Genomic DNA, 17,776 nt, shown 5'->3' on the forward strand with positions numbered 1-17,776 from the left:
CCGGCACACACCAACACAACCATCCACACAAATGCAAAAAGTACATTGGCACACTATTGAGTTCTCAAACATCACTGCCACCCAAACGAACACACACAAAAAGTACGTGCTCATTTAAGAGCTTTGAAAAGATTTTTGTCAGGGCCTGTTTTCCTGCCGCCTCTCTTCCTTGGACTCTGTCTCAAGGAGGGGCGCTGTCGGTCGCGCTGACCCATATGAATTTACACACCGGTATTACATTCCACAAATCGCCTGGCAGGACCACTTTTTAACGCGCTTATTCGAGGCCGAGTTTGCGCACTATTCCGCCGCCCAGGTTCGCACCGCCGGCGGAGACCCGGAACAGGCCCCACGAAATGAAGTAGGCGGCGAAGGGGAAGCCGAGCAGCGCCACTCCCCATCCCGGGAACTTCACCCACGCGCTAATGCTTATGGCAAGCATGACCAGCACCGCGGCGAACGCCCACCAATTTTTTATGGAGATGAGCTCTAGCGTAACGGCAATGGGCGCAATCCAGAAGGCTACAAAGACGACCTGCCAGATATCGCCGTAGCCGAAGAGAAAGCCCAGCGCTCCCGACAACAACGCGCACGCGACGTTCAACCAGCCGGTCAGCCACGCGGCATTTGCCCACGCCCGGCGCGTGCCACCGAAGACGAGGTTGTCCCGCCAGGACTGGCGGACGGTATCCATCGCGAACGGCACCAGCACGCCCGCGACCCCTGACGCCGCCACGACGGGGTTCGCCCAGCCCCAGAAGTAGTTAGTGATGCCAAGAATGATCGCCACCAGGCCTACTACCGCCCAAAGCGCTAGCCAGCTGCGAACCAGGGGTCGGTAAACAATCTGCGCCGCCGGCATCGGCGGGAAAATCCCGTTGTCGGTCCGTCCGTCGGTTTCCGGTAGACGTTCCGACAGGGACTGGCGTTCCGGTTCGCCCGGCCTGAACCAAATCAACGCGACAACCGCGACGGTCGGCAGGGCAATCCACCACTGGGCGACTAGCGCGGAGATGGCGGCCGGCAGCAGAAATAAACTGGCATGGACTTTGCGCAGCTTCTGCCACTCGCGGGCAGGTAAGCCCAACAACTGGAAGGGAGCAAATTCGGGGACCGTAAACCACGCCGACACCGCGATAAAGGCACTGATGAGCACCGATTCCCAGGCACTCGCATCCGGAAGTATGGCCGCTCCCCACATCAGGAAGAAGACTCCGTATGCGACGAGGTTCCATTTCGTACTTATGGCCCAAAGAAGACGGAATCGGTTAGGCATTGTGCTCGCCTCCCACCTGGGCCAGGGCCGCCACGGCGCGGGCGAGAGTGACTTCGCTGGCGCGCAGCCCCAGCTCCCGGGCCTGCTCGAAGACGGCGTCGGTGAGGTTCGGGCGGGCATCGACAAGCGCCTTGGAACCGAGCTTTCCTTCGTGGCGATCCAGGACGGGCACGTCCAGGCGCGACAGGGCCCTGTCGAGCTGTTCCGGATTGCCGGTGAGCTCGAGTACGCCTTCCAAAATCTCCTCGACCCGGCCCGTGACCGGGTTCTCGCCCATCAGGGAGACGGTGTCCAGGTAGGCCGCCAAGTCGTCGAGGTGGTGGGTGGCCACGATGATGGTGCGCCCGTGCTCTTCCTGCAGGATCTCGTAGAAGACCTCCTGGTTGCGCGCATCGAGGCCCAGGTAGGGCTCGTCGAGAAGCATGTTCTCGCAGCCGGAGGCGACCGCGAAGACGATGCCGAGGGCCGACTTCTGGCCGCGCGATAGGCTCGCGTAGTTCGTGCTCGGCAGGTCGAAGCGTTCAATCAACTCTTCGGCGCGTTGGGCATCCCAGGTGTGCCAGCGCGCTTTACCGATGGTCATGAGTTTGCGCGTGTTCCACCCGTCGATGAGCGGGGTGTCAATCCCCATGAGGATGGTCTTGTCCAGCACAGCCGGGTTATCGAAGGGCTCTTGCCCGTCCACCCGCACGCCCGCGGCAGGGAGGTGGCCTGCTATCCGGCGCAGCAACGTGGTCTTGCCAATGCCGTTGCGGCCCACCAAGCCGTGGGTTAAGCCGGGTTCGAAGGCGAAATCGGAGGTCGTAATCATCGTCGTACTCCTTTGTGTTTTGCGGGTCTAGTGGTAGAGACCGCGGCTTTCGGCCACGCGCACGATGAGGTCGAGGAGCCCCTCGCGCTCGTAGCCGAGCCGCACCGCCTCATCGATGAGCGGGGCAACATACTCCGCGGCGAAGTCCCCGCGGCGCCGCTTGCGAATGAGTTCGGTTGCTCCGTCCGCCACGAACATGCCGATCCCGCGGTGCTTTTCCAGGACCCCGAGGTCAACCAGCACGGTCAGGCCCTTGCGGGCGGTGGCCGGGTTGATGTTGTGGAAAGCGGCCAGCTCGTTGGTCGAGGGCGCTTGCGCGCCCTCCGCCAGCGTTCCGTCCACGATGGAGTCCTCGACCAATGTGGCGATCTGCCGGAACAAAGGTTGGGTCGCGTTATCCATGTCCACCTCGGGATCTGTCGTGTTTTCGTTGGTGAAGGGTAGTTGGTTAGTTAGTCGGTTAGTTACTCACATAACTAACCTATACCCAGGCGCCGGTTTTCCACAACCCTTCGGGCGAAATTTCGGCGTTAACTTCTAGATTTCAACTCTCTGCCTGCAGTTTTGGAAAAAGAGATCGACGTTCACACGTGAATGAGGCAGACTGGGAGGTACCGAAACTTAGTTAGAACAAAGAGAAACGGATTTTAGGAGCCATGCTTGAACGCACAGTTGTATTCGTCGACACCTCGTATTTGTTGGCTAGCTTTTACAACTCCTGGGAAATTGGAGCTCGCGCGCAGCTAGAAATCGACCTTCCCGAGGTGGTATCCACCCTCGGGTCCATGATTGAAAACCAGATTGGCAACCCCGTCCACCGCCAAAACTGGTACGACGGCATCCCGGACACCGGCCCCCACCGCTACCAGCGCGCGCTGCGTACCTGCGACGGCGTCCAACTGCGGACGGGCCAGCTCATCGAGTGGGGCGAACGGCGTACCCAAAAGGCCGTTGACACCCGCTTGGTCGCCGACATGGTCATCGCCGGTTATGGCCGCCAGTTCACGGATTTCGTGTTGGTTTCTGGCGACGCGGACATGATCCCCGGCGTCCAGGAGGCAACGGAAAACGGCGTGCGCGTCCACCTCTACGGCTTCGGCTGGGACTCTATGTCCTCCGCCCTGCGCCACGCCTGCGACTCGACCACCATTCTGGACCCGCGCGAAGACTTCGCCGACGCGATGGAGCTGCAGGTCCTCGAGGGGCCGCTGCCTCCCGCCGTCCGGGACACCAGCTCGGCCGAGGGATCCGGCGATCCTTGCGCCGAGGGCGCGGATGCCGAGCCGGAACAGGCCGACGCACCGCTGCCGCCGGAGGAAGACTCCCGGGTAGAAAAGGAAATCGCCGGCGACGCAGCCAAGCCGCAGCCGGACGCCAAGCCGGACCAGGCCCAGGCGTCGGCCGCCGCACCGGCGCCCAAGCCGGCCCCAAAGCCCGGGGACCAGCTGCCGGCCAACAAGAAGCCCGACAACAAGAAACCGGCCCCGAAGCCGTCCATGATGGCGCCGCGGCGGAAGCTGCGCTCCCGCTACGTCCCGCTCCCCGAGGAGGTGTGGACCTCCGCCGGCTTCCAGACCCCGTTCGACGTGGGCCAGCAGTACGCGTCGTGGTGGTTCGACAACGCCGCCAACGCGGAGCAGCGCGACCAGGCCCACCTGCTCTCGGGCGGCGGGCTTCCCCCGGAAATCGACCGCCCGCTGCTGCAGTTCGCGTGCGAGACGCTGCACGAATACACGTTGAGTGAAAGCCAGCGCGTCAATCTGCGCGACGGCTTCCACTCCGGGATTCGCGGCGTCCTCATCAACGTCCGCCGCGATAACTAGCTTCCGCTAGGGATTAGTCCTTCGCGGAGTCGGTGGACTCTGCGGACTCAGCCGAGGTGGTGGAGTCAGCGGCGTCCTGGGCCTCGCCCTCCTCGCCGGATTCCAGCTCGGCGGTGGTATCCGCGCCGGATTCCACCTGCTTGCCACTGTTCATCGAGGCGCGGATCTCGTCCAGGCGGGCGGCCGCCTTCATGTCCGTGCCGCTCGCGGCGATTTCCTGCATGTGGGCCCCGGCGGAGTCCTGGTAGAGCTCCTGCGCGCCCAGGGCGTCGGTGTAGCGCTTTTCAATCTTGGCCCGCACCGAGTCCAGGGTCGGGGTATCCCCGTCCGGGGTCAGCTCGTTCATGGAGTCGAGCGCCTGGGAGTTCTTCTCCTGCATTTCCGCCTGGTCCGCCTGAGCCATCAGCTGGTCCACCTGGGCCAGCTGCTCCTTCAGACGGGCGGAAGACTCCTTCTGCTGGCGCTGCGCCTGCTCCGCGGCCTGCTCCGCAGCCGCGTGCTGGGTCTTCAGGTTCTCCAGCTCGTTTTCTGCGGAGACCAGCTGGGAGGCCAGGACCTCAGCGGCGTCGTTGTACTCCTGGGCCTTCTGGCTATCGCCTTCCGCGGTGGCCTTATCCGCCAGCTCCAGCGCGCGCTTGGTCTGGTTCTGGTACTCCTCCCGGGTCTTGACCAGGCGGTTCAGCTGCATTTCCAGCTTGTTGCGGTTGCCGATGATCTCCGCGCCGTGATCGGAGATTTCCTGGTGCTGCTTCTTGGCCCCTTCGACGGCCTGCTGGATCTGGACCTTGGGATCAGCGTTCTCATCGATCTTCTGATCGAAGGAACTCATCAAGTACTTCCAGCCCTTGCTGAACGGATTAGCCATAGCTTTTAAGTCAACTCCTCGGGTACATCGAGCATAAAAAATCGCTTTCTCGCGAGTTTAGCGTTACTCACGAGAAAGCGTGCGGCGAAAGCTGCGGAAAGCCTAGTTGTTTTCGGCGTCTGCCTGGGCGTTCTGTTCCGCAACCTGCTTGCGGACCTCGTCCATGTCCAGGCCCTTGACCTGCTCAATGAGGTCCTCCAGGGCGGCCGGCGGCAGGGCGCCCGCCTCGCGAAAGACCATGATGGAGTCGCGGAAGATCATCAGGGTCGGGATGGACTGGATCTGCAGGGCGGCAGCCAGGCCCTGGTTGGCCTCGGTGTCCAGCTTGGCGAAGGTGAGATCGGTGTGCTTTTCCGAAGCCTCCTCGTAAATTGGGGCAAAGCGCTTGCACGGACCGCACCAATCGGCCCAGGCGTCTACGAGGACGATGCCGTCCTCGGTAACAGTCTTCTCAAAGCTATCTTCGGTCACATCGATGGTCGCCATCTGTAACGTTCTCCTTAAATTCGCGGTACGGGTACGTTGGCCACAACGGTACCGGACTCGCCTTTATTCCGTTTCTTCCGGTGTGGCATTTTCCCGGGCCAATCGGGAGGGAACCTACCCTTGCCCTATACCCCCTGGGGGTATACCATGAGAGAGAAAGCAACGCGAGGAAAGGAGCCACCATGGCCACCAAGAACTACACCGTCGAAGGCATGACCTGCGGGCACTGCGAACTCTCCGTCCAGGAAGAGGTCAGCGAGATCGCCGGCGTGACCGAGGCCAACGCCGATCACACCACCGGCACGCTCACCGTCACGGGCGAGGACTTCAGCGACGAGCAGGTCGCCGCCGCCGTAACCGAGGCCGGATACCAGGTGAAGTAAATGACCGCCCCCGATCTTGCCCGCTCCGCTGACACCGCCCACCTAGATCTCGGCGTCACGGGGATGACCTGTACCTCCTGCTCTTCACGGGTGCAGCGCAAGCTCAACAAGGTCGAGGGCGTTGACGCCCAGGTCAACTTCGCCACCGAGACCGCGGCGATCGACTTCGATCCGCAACTGTCCACGCCGCAATCGCTTATCGACGTCGTCCGGGCCGCCGGCTACGACGCCTTCGATCTCTCCGGCGCCGGGGACAACGGTTCCGGTGGCGCGGCGGGTGACTCCCCCACGGACGCGCTGTCCGCGGCCCGCGACGACGAGGCCCGGCAGCTGGCCCGCCGCACCGCTTGGGCGGCGATGCTCTCCGCCCCCATCATGGTCGTCTCGATGGTGCCGGCCTGGCAGTTTATGCACTGGCAGTGGGCGGCCGCCCTCCTGGCCACCGTGGTCTACGTGGTCGGCGGCGCCCCCTTCCACACCGCCGCCTGGGCGAACCTTAAGCACGGCGCGTTCACCATGGACACGCTCATCTCCTTGGGCACCTCCGCGGCCTATTTCTGGTCGCTCTACGTCATGTTCTTCGGCAACGCCGGCATGCCCGGCATGACCATGCACATGACGTTTAGCTCCAACCACGCCGAAATGGACCACATCTACTTCGAGTCGGTGGGCATGGTCATCACCTTCCTGCTGCTGGGCCGCTGGTTCGAGACCCGCGCCAAGGGCCAATCCTCCGCGGCCCTCAACGAGCTGCTGACCCTGGGGGCCAAGGATGCCACGGTCCTGCGCGACGGTAAGGAGGTGCGCGTGCCTATCGAGGAGCTCGCCGAGGGCGATGTCTTCGTCGTCCGGCCCGGCGAGAAAATCGCCACCGACGGCGTGGTCATCGCGGGCAATTCCGCCGTCGACGAATCCATGCTCACCGGCGAGTCCCTGCCCGTCGAGGTCACCGAGGGCTCCACGGTCACCGGGGCGACCATCAACTCCTCCGGCCGCTTGGAGGTCAAGGCCACGCGCGTCGGCAAGGACACGACCCTGCAGCAGATGGCCGAGCTGGTCACCGCCGCCCAGGCCTCCAAGGCCCCGGTGCAGCGGCTGGTCGACCGCATCGCGCAGATTTTCGTTCCCGTGGTGCTGGCCATCTCCGCGCTGACCCTCGTGGTCCATCTCTTCTTCGGCGGCGTGGCAGCGGCATTCGTCGCCGCGGTCTCCGTGCTCATCATCGCCTGCCCCTGCGCCATGGGCCTGGCAACTCCCACCGCCATGCTGGTGGGCACCGGGCGCGGCGCCCAGCTGGGGCTGCTCATCAAGGGCCCGGAGATCCTGGAGTCGACCAAGCAGGTCGACACCATCGTGCTGGACAAGACCGGCACCGTCACCGAGGGCGCCATGCGGGTGGCCGAGGTCTTCAGCGCCGACGGCACCGCCAGCCAGGCGGAGGTCCTCCGCCTAGCCGCCGCCGTGGAGGCCGGCTCCGAGCACCCCATCGCCCGCGCGATCTGCGCCGAAGCCCAGGGCGACTCGGCGGTCCCGACCGCCACCGACTTCACCACCGTGGCCGGGCAGGGCGCGCAGGCCCACGTCGACGGCCGCACCGTCCGCGTCGGCCGCCCGGCCGCGCAGCTTTCCGATGCCCAGGGCCTGGCCAGCGCCTTTACCCGGGCGGAGGAAGCCGGCGGCACCGCCGTGGTCGTGACCCGCGACGAGGAGCCGATCGGGGTCATCGACGTGCGCGATACGGTCAAGGACACCTCGGCCGAGGCCATCGCCCAACTCCGTAAGCTGGGCCTGCGCCCGCACCTGCTCACCGGCGACAACGAGGGCGCGGCCCGGGCCGTGGCCGAGCAGGTCGGCATCGCTAGCGCGGACGTGACCGCGGGTGTTATGCCGGAAGACAAAGTCGCGGTCATCCGGCGGCTGCAAGAAGGCGGGCACAACGTGGCGATGGTCGGCGACGGGATCAACGACGCCGCCGCCTTGGCGCAGGCCGACTTGGGCCTGGCCATGGGTGCGGGCACGGACGTGGCCATCGAGGCCTCCGACATCACCCTGATGAACAGCGACCTGCGCGCCGCGGTGGATGCGATCCGCCTCTCCCGCCGCACGCTGCGCACGATCAAGGGCAACCTGTTCTGGGCCTTTGCCTACAACGTGGTGCTTATCCCCGTGGCCGCCTTCGGTCTGCTCAACCCGCTCTTCGCCGGGCTGGCCATGGCGCTAAGCTCCGTCTTCGTGGTCAGCAACTCCCTGCGGCTACGCGGCTTTCAGAGCACAATTCGGGGGTAGGAGAAAAGAAAAGTCCTGGGCAGCCGCATAAAACACTGGCCTTGGGCGGGGGCACGTCCTACAGTTAGGTTTCCATGACCCCTATCACTCCTACTTCCCTGACCCGCAACCAACGCCTGGACCGCCTGCCGGTGACCCCTAAACACCGGCGGCTCATCTTTGGCTCTGGGCTCGGCTGGGCGCTCGACGCGATGGACGTCGGGCTGATTTCCTTCATCATGGCCGCACTCGCCCTGCACTGGGACCTGAGCAGCACCCAGACCTCGTGGCTGGCCTCGGCCGGCTTCATCGGCATGGCCATCGGCGCTTCCGTCGGCGGGCTACTCGCCGACAAGCTGGGCCGCCGCCAGGTCTTCGCCGCCACTCTGCTCGTTTACGGCCTCGCCACCGGCGCTTCCGCGATGGCGACGGGCCTGGCGGTGCTCATCGTCCTGCGCTTCATCGTCGGCCTAGGGCTGGGCGCCGAGCTGCCCGTGGCCTCCACACTCGTCTCGGAGTTCTCCCCGCGCCGCATCCGCGGCCGGCTGGTGGTGATCCTGGAGGCCTTCTGGGCGCTGGGGTGGATCGCCGCCGCCGTCATCGGCACCTTCGTCGTCGGCGCCTCCGACTCGGGCTGGCGCTGGGCGCTCCTCATCGGCATGGTGCCCGCCGCCTACGCCGCCTACGTGCGCCTGGGACTCCCGGAGTCCGTGCGCTTCCTGGAGGATCGCGGCCGCCACTCGGAGGCCGAGAAGATCGTCCGCTCCTTCGAAGACTCCGCCGAAAAATCCGGCGCCACCGTAGAGACCGAGCCGCCGGCCGCGGTGGAAACCGCCCCGGAGGATGAGAAGGAATCCCTGTTCTCGCCGCGCCTGCGCCGCCGCACCGCGGCCTTCTGGACCGTGTGGTTCTGCGTCAACCTGTCCTACTACGGCGCGTTCATCTGGATCCCCTCCCTGCTGGTCGCGGACGGTTTCGGCCTGGTGAAGTCCTTCAGCTTCACGCTGATTATCACCCTGGCGCAGTTGCCCGGTTACGCCGCGGCCGCCTGGCTCATTGAGGTCTGGGGGCGGCGGGCCACCCTCACCGTCTTCCTGGTGGGATCCGCGCTGGCCGCCGGTCTCTACGGCTGGGCTAGCACCGACGCGCTCATCATCGTCGCCGGCTGCCTGCTGTCGTTTTTCAACCTGGGCGCCTGGGGCGCTCTCTACGCCATCGGCCCAGAGCTCTACCCCACCCGCCTGCGCGGCCGAGGCACGGGTGCGGCCGCCGGCTTCGGCCGGCTGGCCTCCATCGCCGCCCCGCTCATCGTGCCGCCGATCGTGGCCGCGGCCGGCACCCCGTGGCTCTTTGTCCTTTTCGCGGTCTCCTTCGCCATCGCCGCCGCGGCGGCCTGGGCCCTGCCGGAGCAGGCGAACAAGGAGCTCGCCGATTAGGGCTCACCCCGCGCCCGGCGTGCTTTAATAATGCCCATGCGTACTTGGTTATCGCTCCTGTGCTACCTCGCCGTGATGGTGGCCATCACCACCCTGAAGCCCTTCTACCAGATCGGCTACCTGTGGGACCCGGCGCGCCAGCGGGTCCGGGAGCTGCACCTGGTCCCCTTCGACGAATTCGCCGGCTCTACCTGGTTTGCCCCGCTCTTTGAGTACGCCGGCAACACGGCGTTCTTCGTCCCCTTCGGGGTGCTGGCCTTCATCCTGGTGCCCAGCGTTAGCCGGGTGACCGCGTGGGGCTTCGCGGTGAGCCTGGCCGTCGAGGTGGTCCAGTACCTGGGCGCACTGGGGCGGACCGACGTCGATGATTTGTTGTTTAACACCCTGGGGGCGCTCATCGGCGCGCTGATTGCGCGCGCCTGCGGCCGCCGGGCCTACCCCGTCTGGCGGGGTCTCTCCTTCGTCCTGACCGCGGTTTTCCTCGTGCTCGTGGTACTCGGCCCGCGCCTGGGCGACGCGGACAAGGTGGTCGATCTGGCCGGCGCCTATCCGTGCCCCATGTTGACGAACCGGGAGTAGTGCAGCTGGTGGGCGACGCCGACGTCGCCGATGGGCCCACCACGGTGCTTGGCCAGGATGATGTCGGCCTCGCCGGCGCGCTCGTTGTCGCGGTCCTGGGAGTCTGGGCGGTAGAGCAGCATAACCATATCCGCGTCCTGCTCCAGAGAGCCGGACTCACGCAGGTCGGCCAGCTGCGGGCGCTTGTCGGTACGGGCCTCCGGGCCACGGTTCAGCTGGGAGATGGCGATGACGGGCACTTCCAGCTCCTTGGCCAGAAGCTTCAGGGAGCGGGAGAACTCACTGACCTCTTGCTGGCGGGACTCGACCTTCTTGCCCGAGGACATCAGCTGCAGGTAGTCCAGCACGATGAGGTCGAGGCCGTGCTGCTGCTTGAGGCGGCGGGCCTTGGTGCGGATTTCCATCATCGTCAGGTTCGGCGAGTCATCGATAAACAGCGGCGCGTCCTGGATGCGGTTCAGGGTGTCATTGATCTTGGTCCAGTCATCGCCGCTGACGTTGCCGCCGCGCATATCCGATAGTTTGACCTCGGACTCGGCGGAGAGCAAGCGCATGACGATCTCGGACGCGGACATCTCCAAGGAGAAGATGACCGAGGTGCGGCCGTGGGCCAGGGAGGCCGAGCGCATGAAGTCCATGGCCAGCGTCGACTTACCGACACCCGGGCGGGCCGCGATGATGATCATCTGCCCGGCGCGCAGGCCGTGGGTGAGCTTGTCCAGGTCGTAGAAGCCGGTCGGCACGCCGGTTTCCTGACCGCCGTTTTGCAGCTCCGTGAGCTCATCGATGGTGGGCGTAATCAGATCGCCCAGGACGTGGTAGTCCTCCGCGGTCTTCTTCTGCGCGACCGCGAAGACCTGCTGCTGGGCGCTGTCCAGCAGCCCCTCCAGCTCCTGGTCTTCCGTGCCCTCGAAGCCGAGCTCCACCACGCGGGTGCCGGCGTCCACCAGGCGGCGCAACACCGCCTTCTCCGCCACGATCTCGGCATAGTAACGCGCGTTCGCGGCCGTCGGCACGCTCGACAGCAGCGTGTGCAGGTACGGCGCGCCGCCGACGCGGTCCAGATCGTGGGAGCGGTCCAGCCGGGAGGCCAAGATAACCGGGTCGATCCGCTTGTTCTCCGAGTACAGGTCCAGCATGGCGTGGTAGATGATGCTGTGCGCCGGGTAGTAGAAGTCCTCCGGGTCCAGCTCCTCGATGACCTCGATGAGCGTGCTGGGGTTGAGCAGCATGGAGCCCAGAACGCCCTGCTCGGCGTCCTTGTTGGCCGGCGGGTGCCGGTACTCCGCTAGCTGGTTGAAATCCTCCCGGCCGCCACGCTTGGCCGGACGGGAATAGCTGCGGTAGCCGCCTTCGTCCGGCGGTTCCGGCGGGATGTACCCGTCGTCAAAGCTGTCGAAACTCGCGTTCGCCTCAGCCGCCATTGTCGTCTCGCTCCCCTTCAGAAAATAATGTCCGCAGTAGTCTCGGTAATCTCTTTAGTGTCGGTAATCTCAGTCATCTCTGTCAGCGCGGTCAACTCAGTTTAACCGCCACCGCAGACACTGGCTCAGGCACTGCCCCTTCCGGGCCTCTTCCTGCTCTTTTGCCATTGTCCTGGAATCCCTCGCGGGACGCCCTTGGCCGGCGCCTACATGGTCGCCACGATGACGTACTGGAGGCCGGTAAAGATCCAGATCATACAGTTGGGGATGAGCACCCACATAACCCCCATCCACGGCCGCCAGCGGATATAGCCGCGGTACTTGCGCACCATGATGACGCCGCAACCCAACATGCCGAAGACCGGCACCACGAGCACAGCAAAGCCCCAGAAGATCTGTTGGCCAGGGCTGCACAGCCAGGCGGCCTCCCCGGCCTCGCACAGCGGGCCGCCGATAAGCCGCATGATGATGCCGAGGACGAAAGCGACTGCGAACGAGGCCACCAGCACCGAGCCGACGTACCACAGGGCCTGCCGGCTGGACTGCTCGTTCTTCTGGGCGATGACAGCCGGGTCCGGCTCGTCCGCGAGCTCGTCGAAGCTGTGCGGCTCCGGCCGAGGCACGTTGCTGAAATCAGCATCCGTTGACAAATCGTTTTCTGGGTGCTCGAAGCCGCGCGAATTATGGGACCGCGAATTATAGGACATAGTGGGGCCTAGTCTAGCCCAGCCGCTAGCCGCTTAGTTACCCGCCGGATAGACCAAGACCGGCACGCGCATGTGCGGCAGTAGTTCCGTGGCGGTCGAGCCGATGAAGACCCGGGCGATGGGGCCCATCGGGTTGGAGCCCATCACCATGAAATCGCCCTTTTTCCACTTCAGGGCGTCGACCGCGCCGCGCCAGCCGCTGCCGATGCCGATGTCGGTGCGCACGTCCAGCTCCGGGTACCGTTCCATCACCCAGTCGCGGGCGACGTCCAGCAGCGCCAGGGATTGCTCGCGCCACTGGTTGGTCAGCTCGTCTGCGACATCGCGGTGGTTATCGAAGGGGGCGTGGATGATGCCGGACGGGGAAAAGGCCACGATGCGCAGCGGCACTCCCCACGTGTGGGCCATCTCCGCCGCGCGGCCGAGCGCCGGGTCGTCCTTCTGCCCGTCTTCCTCGGTGAAGGCGAAGTTCACGCGGGTCACCCCGTGCTTGGACAGCTTAACCTGCTTCGGCGCCAGCCCGACCGGCACGGGCGAATAATGCAGGAGGGTATCGGCGGTGGATCCGGCCATGAAACGGCCCTTCGGCGCGGCTTGGTTGGGCCCTAAGAAAATCATGTCCGCCGCGAAGTCGTTCGCCGCCTCTGTGATGAGCTGCGGCTTGGACGAGCCGTTCGACAACAGCGAGACCTCGTCGTCCCAGCAAGATTCATCCAGCCCCGCGGCGGACAGCGCCTTTTCCACCTCGGCGCGGCAGGCCTCGGCTTCCTTGCGGAAGTATTTCTTGTATTTCTTGCCCAGCTTGAACAAAGGCGTGGCCGCCCAGGGCTGCAAAAGGGTAGACAAAACCCGCACCTTGACGGGCATGGTCCGCGACAACCAGGCGGCAAAATCGATCGCCTCAGTGCCGGAGTAGCTCGGGGTCCACGAGACCAAAATGCGCATGGTCTGCGGCAATTCTGCTACTTCGGCGAGATCGTCAGGGAGGTTGTCTGTGGGCATGAACCTAATTCATTACGGGGGCTTGCTGTCTGACCATTTTATAAATGTCGCTCCCCTATTACCTAATCCCGGCTGGGCCGGTAGATCTCCGCCAGCTGGTTAATCAGGTCGCCGACCTCCTCGGCAGTCTGGAGGCCGTCCTTGTCCAGCCAGCGCAGAATCTCCGCCAGAGCGTGCGCGCGCTGGCTCGAGACCTCCTCGAGCTCCCGGTCTCCTTCCGGGGTGAGCGCGACCAGGACGCCGCGGCGGTCGTTCTCGTCGCGCATGCGCTTGACCAGCCCGCGCCGCTCCAGCTGGTACAGCGCGTTCGAGGCAGTGGGCATGCGGATGAGCTCCGCCTGCGCGATCTGGCTGACGCGGGACGGACCCCGCTCCTTGAGCTGGTTCATGATGGAGACCTGCGAGGTGGTCAGGCTCGATCCTTCGGTCGTGCGCTGGAAAATCACCATCAGCTTGTTCAGAGCCGGTTGAATCTTCGCAGCGACAGCGAAAGCCTCCTCCGCGCTGGACGGGGACTCTTGGGGCCTTTCTGCGGGGCTAGATTCATTCATGAAACCTAAGTTTAGCGGTTTTGTGCAGCAAACGTTAACACCTTCCCGCTCCCGCCGGAGGCCCGCTTGCCCGGCTAGGACTGCCCGCCGCGGATGAACTCCTCCAGCTGGGCCCGCGCGATATCGTCCGGCAGCTGCTGCGGCGGGGACTTCATCAGGTAGGAGCTGGCCGGCAGGATCGGCCCGCCCAGCCCGCGGTCGAGGGCAATCTTGGCCGCGCGCACGGCGTCGATGATGATGCCGGCGGAGTTGGGCGAGTCCCAGACCTCCAGCTTGTATTCCAGGTTGAGCGGGACCTCGCCGAAGGCGGAGCCCTCCAGGCGGACGTAGGCCCACTTGCGGTCGTCCAGCCACTCCACGTAGTCCGAGGGGCCGATGTGGACGTTGCGGTCCTCCTTCTTGCCGGCCAGCGGCCCGGACTGCAGGTTGGAGGTCACCGCCTGCGTCTTGGAGATCTTCTTGGACTCCAGGCGGTTGCGGTCCAGCATGTTCTTGAAGTCCATGTTGCCGCCGACGTTGAGCTGCATGGTGCGATCCAGGCGCACGCCGCGGTCCTCGAAGAGCTTGGCCATGACGCGGTGGGTGATGGTGGCGCCCACCTGCGACTTGATGTCGTCGCCGACGATGGGCACGCCCGCGTCGGTGAACTTCTTAGCCCACTCCGGGTCGGAGGCGATGAACACGGGCAGGGCGTTGACGAAGGCACAGCCGGCATCGATAGCCGCCTGGGCGTAGAACTTGTCGGCCTCCTCCGAGCCCACGGGCAGGTAGCTGACCAGCACCTCCGCGCCGGCCTCACGCAGGGCCTGGGCGACGTCGACGGCCGGCTCGGCGGATTCCTCGATGCTGTCCAGGTAGTGCGTGCCCAGCCCGTCCAGGGTGGGGCCGCGCTGCACGCTAACCCCCAGGTCCGGGACCTCGGCGATGGTGATGGTGCAGTTGCGGGAGGCGCGGGTGGCGGCGGCCAGATCCGCGCCCACCTTGGCGGCATCCACGTCGAAGGCAGCGACGAATTCGATGTCGCCCACATGGTAGTCGCCGAGCCGCGCGTGCATGAGGCCCGGAATTTTCTCGTCCTCGGCGGCGTTACGGTAGTACTCCACGCCTTGGATGAGGGAGGTGGCGCAGTTGCCGACGCCCACGATGGCGACTTTGACTTTTCCAGACACGGTCGGGTCTAACTCCTTGGTTCGGCTGAATATGTGGCTGATACCTAAAAGCGGCACGGACGCCGCCGGTTCACATCGCTGAGCCTAGGCCGCGGCCCGGCACGGGTGTGGGCGGGACAGCAAGTGGATCGATCAAGATGGCACAAAACCCACTAGATTGGGGCGCCACCGGCGGCCGGAACCTTAACCTCCGAGCAAACGCCGGGGCTTTGAGACAGGAAGGGACAGTTGATGAGCGGACTCGTGTTCACCCAGGCGGTCTCCCACCAGTGGGAGCGCGCCCAGTGCATCCGCGATCTCCGGGCGGGCCGGATCCTGCGCGAGGAGGTCTGCGACGCCGATTTCCTCCTGCGGGCGGCCGCCCAGCACCACGGGGTCGACCTGCCCAAGGCGTGCCCGGTCTGCGGGGCGGAGAGCATGCGGCTGACCCGGTGGGTCTACGGGGATAGCTTGGGGCGCCGGGCGGGCAGCGCGCGCCGGCTGAGCGAGATCGCCGACTTCGCGGCCGAAGGCTTGGAATTCACCGTGCACACCGTGGAGGTATGCCCGTCCTGCCGCTGGAATTACCTGCTAGAAACGGCGGAGGCCCGCCACCGCACAGATTGACCGAAGCTGTGAGTTGTGCGTGTTAGTTTTCTGCGGGCCCACCTAGCCGGTAAGCTGCGAATATTGAAGTCTAGGTTTACAAGTTAAGTAAGGGCTAAGGTCGCAGTGACTGACAATAGTGGATCCCGCACCCGCGATAACCAGGGCGCGGCTAAACCAGCCTCCGCTGGCCAGGCGAAAAACAAGCGCCGTTGGCCGTGGATCGTCCTCGCGGTCGTCGGCGTAATCGTCTTCCTTCCCCTGGCGATTTTCGCGTACGCCTACGCGCAATACGACGTCCCGGAGCCGGAGGAGCTGACTAACAACCAGATCTCCTACATCTACGCCAACGACTCGTCGACGCAGCTGGCGCGCATCGTGCCCCCGGAGGGCAACCGTAGCCAGGTCAAGCTCGACGAGATCCCGGATCACACGGAAAACGCTGCCCTGGCAGCCGAGGACCGCGAGTTCTGGACCAACTCCGGCTTCTCCCTGAGCGGTTTCGCCCGCGCCGTGCTGGGTGAAATCACCGGCAACTCTTCCGCCGGCGGCGGTTCCACCATCACGCAGCAGTACGTGAAAAACACCCTGGTCGGTGACGAGCGCTCCTACGTGCGCAAGGCGCGCGAGCTCATCTACTCGATCAAGATGACCAACGAGTGGTCCAAGGAAGACATCCTCAACGCCTACCTCAACACCGTCTACTTCGGCCGGAACGCCTACGGCATCCAGGCCGCCTCCAACGCCTACTTCGACAAGAACGTCGAGGACCTGACGGTCGAAGAGTCCGCCCTGCTGGCCGGCGTCATCCAGGCCCCCAGCGCCCTGGACCCGGCGGTGGATGAGAACGCGGCCGAGGCCCGCTGGAACTACGTCATGGACGGCCTGGTCGACATGGGCGAGCTCGACGCCGCGGAGCGCGCCGGCATGCAGATGCCGCAGACCCGCGAGCAGGGCGAGTACTCCGCCTACACGGAGGCCCCCGGCGCCAACGGCCACATCAAGAACCAGGTCATCCGGGAGCTGGGCGAGGTCGGCATCACCGAGGAAGACGTCAACACCCGGGGCCTGCGGATCACCACAACCATCGACATGAACGTCCAGAACGCCGGCATCGACGCCGTGGATACCAACCTGGCTCCGCTGCAGGAAGACGCCCGCGCGGCGGCCGTGACCATTGAACCGTCCACCGGCGCTATCCGCGGCTACTTCGGCGGCCACGAGGAGCACGGCTGGGACTACGCCAACGCTCCCCTGCAGACCGGCTCGACGTTCAAGATCATGGCCCTGGCGGCCGGCCTCCAGCAGGGCATCTCGCTGGATACCAACTACTCCTCCGCCCCGTACCAGCTGCCCGGTTCGCAGGTGGTCAACAACGTCAACGGCAGCGGCTGTGGCGTGTGCTCCCTGCGCGAGGCGACGAAGAAGTCCTACAACACCTCCTTCATCCGCCTGCAGGAGGACCTGAAGAACACCACGCAGGACACCGCGGACATGGCCCACGCCCTGGGCGTGGCCCGCTCCCTGCCGGGGATTGAAAAGACCCTGACCGAGAACGGCAAGCAGCCCTACGAGGGCATCGTTCTGGGCCAGTACCAGTCCCGCCCGATGGACATGGCCATCGCCATGGCCACCCTGGCCAACCAGGGCGTCTGGCACAACCCGCACTTCGTCGAGAAGGTCGAGACCATCAACGGCGAGGTCCTCTACGAGCACCCGACGGATAAGGGTGAGCGCCGCGTCGGCCAGCAGGTAGCCAACAACGTCATCGACGCCATGCGCCCCGTGGCCGCCTGGTCGAACGGCGCCCTGGCGGGCGGCCGCGAGTCCGCCTCCAAGACCGGTACCGCCCAGCTGGGCGACACCGGCTACAACAAGGACACCTGGATGGTCGGCGCGACCCCGCAGCTGGCCACCGCCGTATGGGTCGGTACCGCGGAAAACACCGACGCCATCTTCAACGCCTACGGCGGCAACATGTACGGCGCCGGCGCCCCGACCCAGATCTGGAAGTCCATCCTGGACACCTCGCTGGCCGAGGCCGACTACGAGACCTTCCCGCAGGCGGCTCCCGTGCGCTACGGCACCGGCGGGGCCGGCGGCGGCGCGACCTACTACGCGCCGACGGAGGACACCTACACCCCGAGCGACTCGGAGGGCGTCGAAGAAGCCCCGGCCGAGGGCGAGGGCGAACAGCCCACGCAGCCGGCCCCGGCCGAGCCGAGCCGTAACCCGAACGACAACTCCGGTAACGGCGGCGGCAACGCCCCGTCCGGCGGTAACGGCGGCGGCAATGGCGGCGGAAACGGCGGCGGTGGCGGCGGGGGCAACCCCTCGCTCGAGGACTTCCTCGAAGATCCCCAGGGCGGCTTAGCCGACATCCTGGGCTAGGCGCCGAGGCGGAGGAGTACACA

The 17,776-nt window shown here is 65.3% G+C and carries 17 protein-coding genes; 7 read left to right on the plus strand and 10 right to left on the minus strand.

The annotated features are described in order from the left end of the window. Positions 1 to 277 precede the first annotated feature (277 nt). The 3 genes from ACEE23_RS07285 to ACEE23_RS07295 are packed head-to-tail and all read right to left on the minus strand — an operon-like array spanning position 278 to position 2,489. Positions 278 to 1,276 (minus strand): hypothetical protein, encoded by a 999-nt coding sequence (locus ACEE23_RS07285; protein WP_448871495.1) that lies wholly within the window; start codon positions 1,274 to 1,276, stop codon positions 278 to 280. Beyond that, positions 1,269 to 2,087 carry an ATP-binding cassette domain-containing protein gene (locus ACEE23_RS07290; RefSeq protein ID WP_368520727.1) on the minus strand — a complete coding sequence of 273 codons (819 nt, stop codon included), beginning with the start codon at positions 2,085 to 2,087 and terminating at the stop codon, positions 1,269 to 1,271. The genes ACEE23_RS07285 and ACEE23_RS07290 overlap by 8 nt, the downstream gene beginning before the upstream one ends. A 27-nt stretch (positions 2,088 to 2,114) precedes the next feature. Beyond that, positions 2,115 to 2,489, minus strand: a complete 375-nt coding sequence (locus tag ACEE23_RS07295) for a GntR family transcriptional regulator (protein WP_368520726.1) — start codon at positions 2,487 to 2,489, stop codon at positions 2,115 to 2,117. A 254-nt stretch (positions 2,490 to 2,743) separates the two neighbouring features. Here ACEE23_RS07295 and ACEE23_RS07300 point away from each other — a divergent pair, with 254 nt between their 5' ends. Further along, on the plus strand, positions 2,744 to 3,910 hold the full coding sequence (locus ACEE23_RS07300; RefSeq protein WP_368520725.1) for an NYN domain-containing protein: 1,167 nt from the start codon (positions 2,744 to 2,746) through the stop codon (positions 3,908 to 3,910). 13 nt (positions 3,911 to 3,923) lie between these two features. Here the strand turns inward: ACEE23_RS07300 and ACEE23_RS07305 are convergent, their stop codons facing one another. Next, positions 3,924 to 4,775, minus strand: coding sequence for a PspA/IM30 family protein (locus tag ACEE23_RS07305; protein ID WP_448871493.1), 852 nt, complete (start codon positions 4,773 to 4,775; stop codon positions 3,924 to 3,926). Positions 4,776 to 4,877: 102 nt separating this feature from the next. Beyond that, the gene (gene trxA, locus ACEE23_RS07310; RefSeq protein WP_368520723.1) at positions 4,878 to 5,261 is read right to left on the minus strand and encodes a thioredoxin; all 384 of its coding nucleotides are present in this window, start codon (positions 5,259 to 5,261) and stop codon (positions 4,878 to 4,880) included. Positions 5,262 to 5,443: 182 nt separating this feature from the next. Here trxA and ACEE23_RS07315 point away from each other — a divergent pair, with 182 nt between their 5' ends. From ACEE23_RS07315 to ACEE23_RS07330, 4 genes are all read left to right on the plus strand, one after another. Continuing rightward, positions 5,444 to 5,644 carry a heavy-metal-associated domain-containing protein gene (locus tag ACEE23_RS07315; RefSeq protein WP_070768798.1) on the plus strand — a complete coding sequence of 67 codons (201 nt, stop codon included), beginning with the start codon at positions 5,444 to 5,446 and terminating at the stop codon, positions 5,642 to 5,644. Beyond that, positions 5,645 to 7,930 carry a heavy metal translocating P-type ATPase gene (locus ACEE23_RS07320; RefSeq protein ID WP_368520722.1) on the plus strand — a complete coding sequence of 762 codons (2,286 nt, stop codon included), beginning with the start codon at positions 5,645 to 5,647 and terminating at the stop codon, positions 7,928 to 7,930. Positions 7,931 to 8,004: 74 nt separating this feature from the next. Beyond that, positions 8,005 to 9,345, plus strand: coding sequence for an MFS transporter (locus ACEE23_RS07325; protein WP_368521438.1), 1,341 nt, complete (start codon positions 8,005 to 8,007; stop codon positions 9,343 to 9,345). Between the two features lie 36 nt (positions 9,346 to 9,381). After that, positions 9,382 to 9,924, plus strand: a complete 543-nt coding sequence (locus ACEE23_RS07330; protein ID WP_368520721.1) for a VanZ family protein — start codon at positions 9,382 to 9,384, stop codon at positions 9,922 to 9,924. Here the strand turns inward: ACEE23_RS07330 and dnaB are convergent. From dnaB to ACEE23_RS07355, 5 genes are all read right to left on the minus strand, one after another. Then, entirely contained in the window at positions 9,891 to 11,348 is a 1,458-nt protein-coding gene (gene dnaB, locus ACEE23_RS07335; protein WP_368520720.1) for a replicative DNA helicase, read from the minus strand. The genes ACEE23_RS07330 and dnaB overlap by 34 nt on opposite strands. Positions 11,349 to 11,554: 206 nt before the next feature. Further along, the gene (locus ACEE23_RS07340) at positions 11,555 to 12,055 is read right to left on the minus strand and encodes a hypothetical protein (RefSeq protein WP_448871489.1); all 501 of its coding nucleotides are present in this window, start codon (positions 12,053 to 12,055) and stop codon (positions 11,555 to 11,557) included. Between the two features lie 33 nt (positions 12,056 to 12,088). After that, positions 12,089 to 13,057 carry a universal stress protein gene (locus ACEE23_RS07345; protein WP_448871487.1) on the minus strand — a complete coding sequence of 323 codons (969 nt, stop codon included), beginning with the start codon at positions 13,055 to 13,057 and terminating at the stop codon, positions 12,089 to 12,091. 62 nt (positions 13,058 to 13,119) lie between these two features. Continuing rightward, on the minus strand, positions 13,120 to 13,608 hold the full coding sequence (locus tag ACEE23_RS07350) for a MarR family winged helix-turn-helix transcriptional regulator (RefSeq protein WP_368520717.1): 489 nt from the start codon (positions 13,606 to 13,608) through the stop codon (positions 13,120 to 13,122). Positions 13,609 to 13,682: 74 nt separating this feature from the next. Beyond that, positions 13,683 to 14,777 carry an inositol-3-phosphate synthase gene (locus tag ACEE23_RS07355; protein WP_368520716.1) on the minus strand — a complete coding sequence of 365 codons (1,095 nt, stop codon included), beginning with the start codon at positions 14,775 to 14,777 and terminating at the stop codon, positions 13,683 to 13,685. A 231-nt stretch (positions 14,778 to 15,008) separates the two neighbouring features. Between ACEE23_RS07355 and ACEE23_RS07360 the strand changes: the two genes are divergently transcribed. Further along, positions 15,009 to 15,383 carry a DUF5318 family protein gene (locus tag ACEE23_RS07360; protein WP_368520715.1) on the plus strand — a complete coding sequence of 125 codons (375 nt, stop codon included), beginning with the start codon at positions 15,009 to 15,011 and terminating at the stop codon, positions 15,381 to 15,383. Between the two features lie 105 nt (positions 15,384 to 15,488). After that, a complete protein-coding gene (locus ACEE23_RS07365) occupies positions 15,489 to 17,753 on the plus strand; it encodes a transglycosylase domain-containing protein (RefSeq protein ID WP_409338206.1) in 2,265 nt (754 codons plus the stop codon). Positions 17,754 to 17,776 lie beyond the last annotated feature (23 nt).

Source organism: Corynebacterium sp. 32222D000AT (assembly GCF_053546955.1).

Bases quoted from the DNA above. Each gene is read 5' to 3' on its own strand.
- ACEE23_RS07300 (WP_368520725.1), top strand. From the start codon at position 2,744: ATGCTTGAACGCACAGTTGTATTCGTCGACACCTCGTATTTGTTGGCT.
- ACEE23_RS07325 (WP_368521438.1), top strand. From the start codon at position 8,005: ATGACCCCTATCACTCCTACTTCCCTGACCCGCAACCAACGCCTGGAC.
- ACEE23_RS07315 (WP_070768798.1), top strand. From the start codon at position 5,444: ATGGCCACCAAGAACTACACCGTCGAAGGCATGACCTGCGGGCACTGC.
- ACEE23_RS07305 (WP_448871493.1), bottom strand. From the start codon at position 4,775: ATGGCTAATCCGTTCAGCAAGGGCTGGAAGTACTTGATGAGTTCCTTC.
- trxA (WP_368520723.1), bottom strand. From the start codon at position 5,261: ATGGCGACCATCGATGTGACCGAAGATAGCTTTGAGAAGACTGTTACC.
- ACEE23_RS07350 (WP_368520717.1), bottom strand. From the start codon at position 13,608: ATGAATGAATCTAGCCCCGCAGAAAGGCCCCAAGAGTCCCCGTCCAGC.
- ACEE23_RS07345 (WP_448871487.1), bottom strand. From the start codon at position 13,057: ATGCCCACAGACAACCTCCCTGACGATCTCGCCGAAGTAGCAGAATTG.
- ACEE23_RS07290 (WP_368520727.1), bottom strand. From the start codon at position 2,087: ATGATTACGACCTCCGATTTCGCCTTCGAACCCGGCTTAACCCACGGC.
- ACEE23_RS07360 (WP_368520715.1), top strand. From the start codon at position 15,009: ATGAGCGGACTCGTGTTCACCCAGGCGGTCTCCCACCAGTGGGAGCGC.
- ACEE23_RS07285 (WP_448871495.1), bottom strand. From the start codon at position 1,276: ATGCCTAACCGATTCCGTCTTCTTTGGGCCATAAGTACGAAATGGAAC.
- dnaB (WP_368520720.1), bottom strand. From the start codon at position 11,348: ATGGCGGCTGAGGCGAACGCGAGTTTCGACAGCTTTGACGACGGGTAC.
- ACEE23_RS07295 (WP_368520726.1), bottom strand. From the start codon at position 2,489: ATGGATAACGCGACCCAACCTTTGTTCCGGCAGATCGCCACATTGGTC.
- ACEE23_RS07330 (WP_368520721.1), top strand. From the start codon at position 9,382: ATGCGTACTTGGTTATCGCTCCTGTGCTACCTCGCCGTGATGGTGGCC.
- ACEE23_RS07320 (WP_368520722.1), top strand. From the start codon at position 5,645: ATGACCGCCCCCGATCTTGCCCGCTCCGCTGACACCGCCCACCTAGAT.
- ACEE23_RS07340 (WP_448871489.1), bottom strand. From the start codon at position 12,055: ATGTCCTATAATTCGCGGTCCCATAATTCGCGCGGCTTCGAGCACCCA.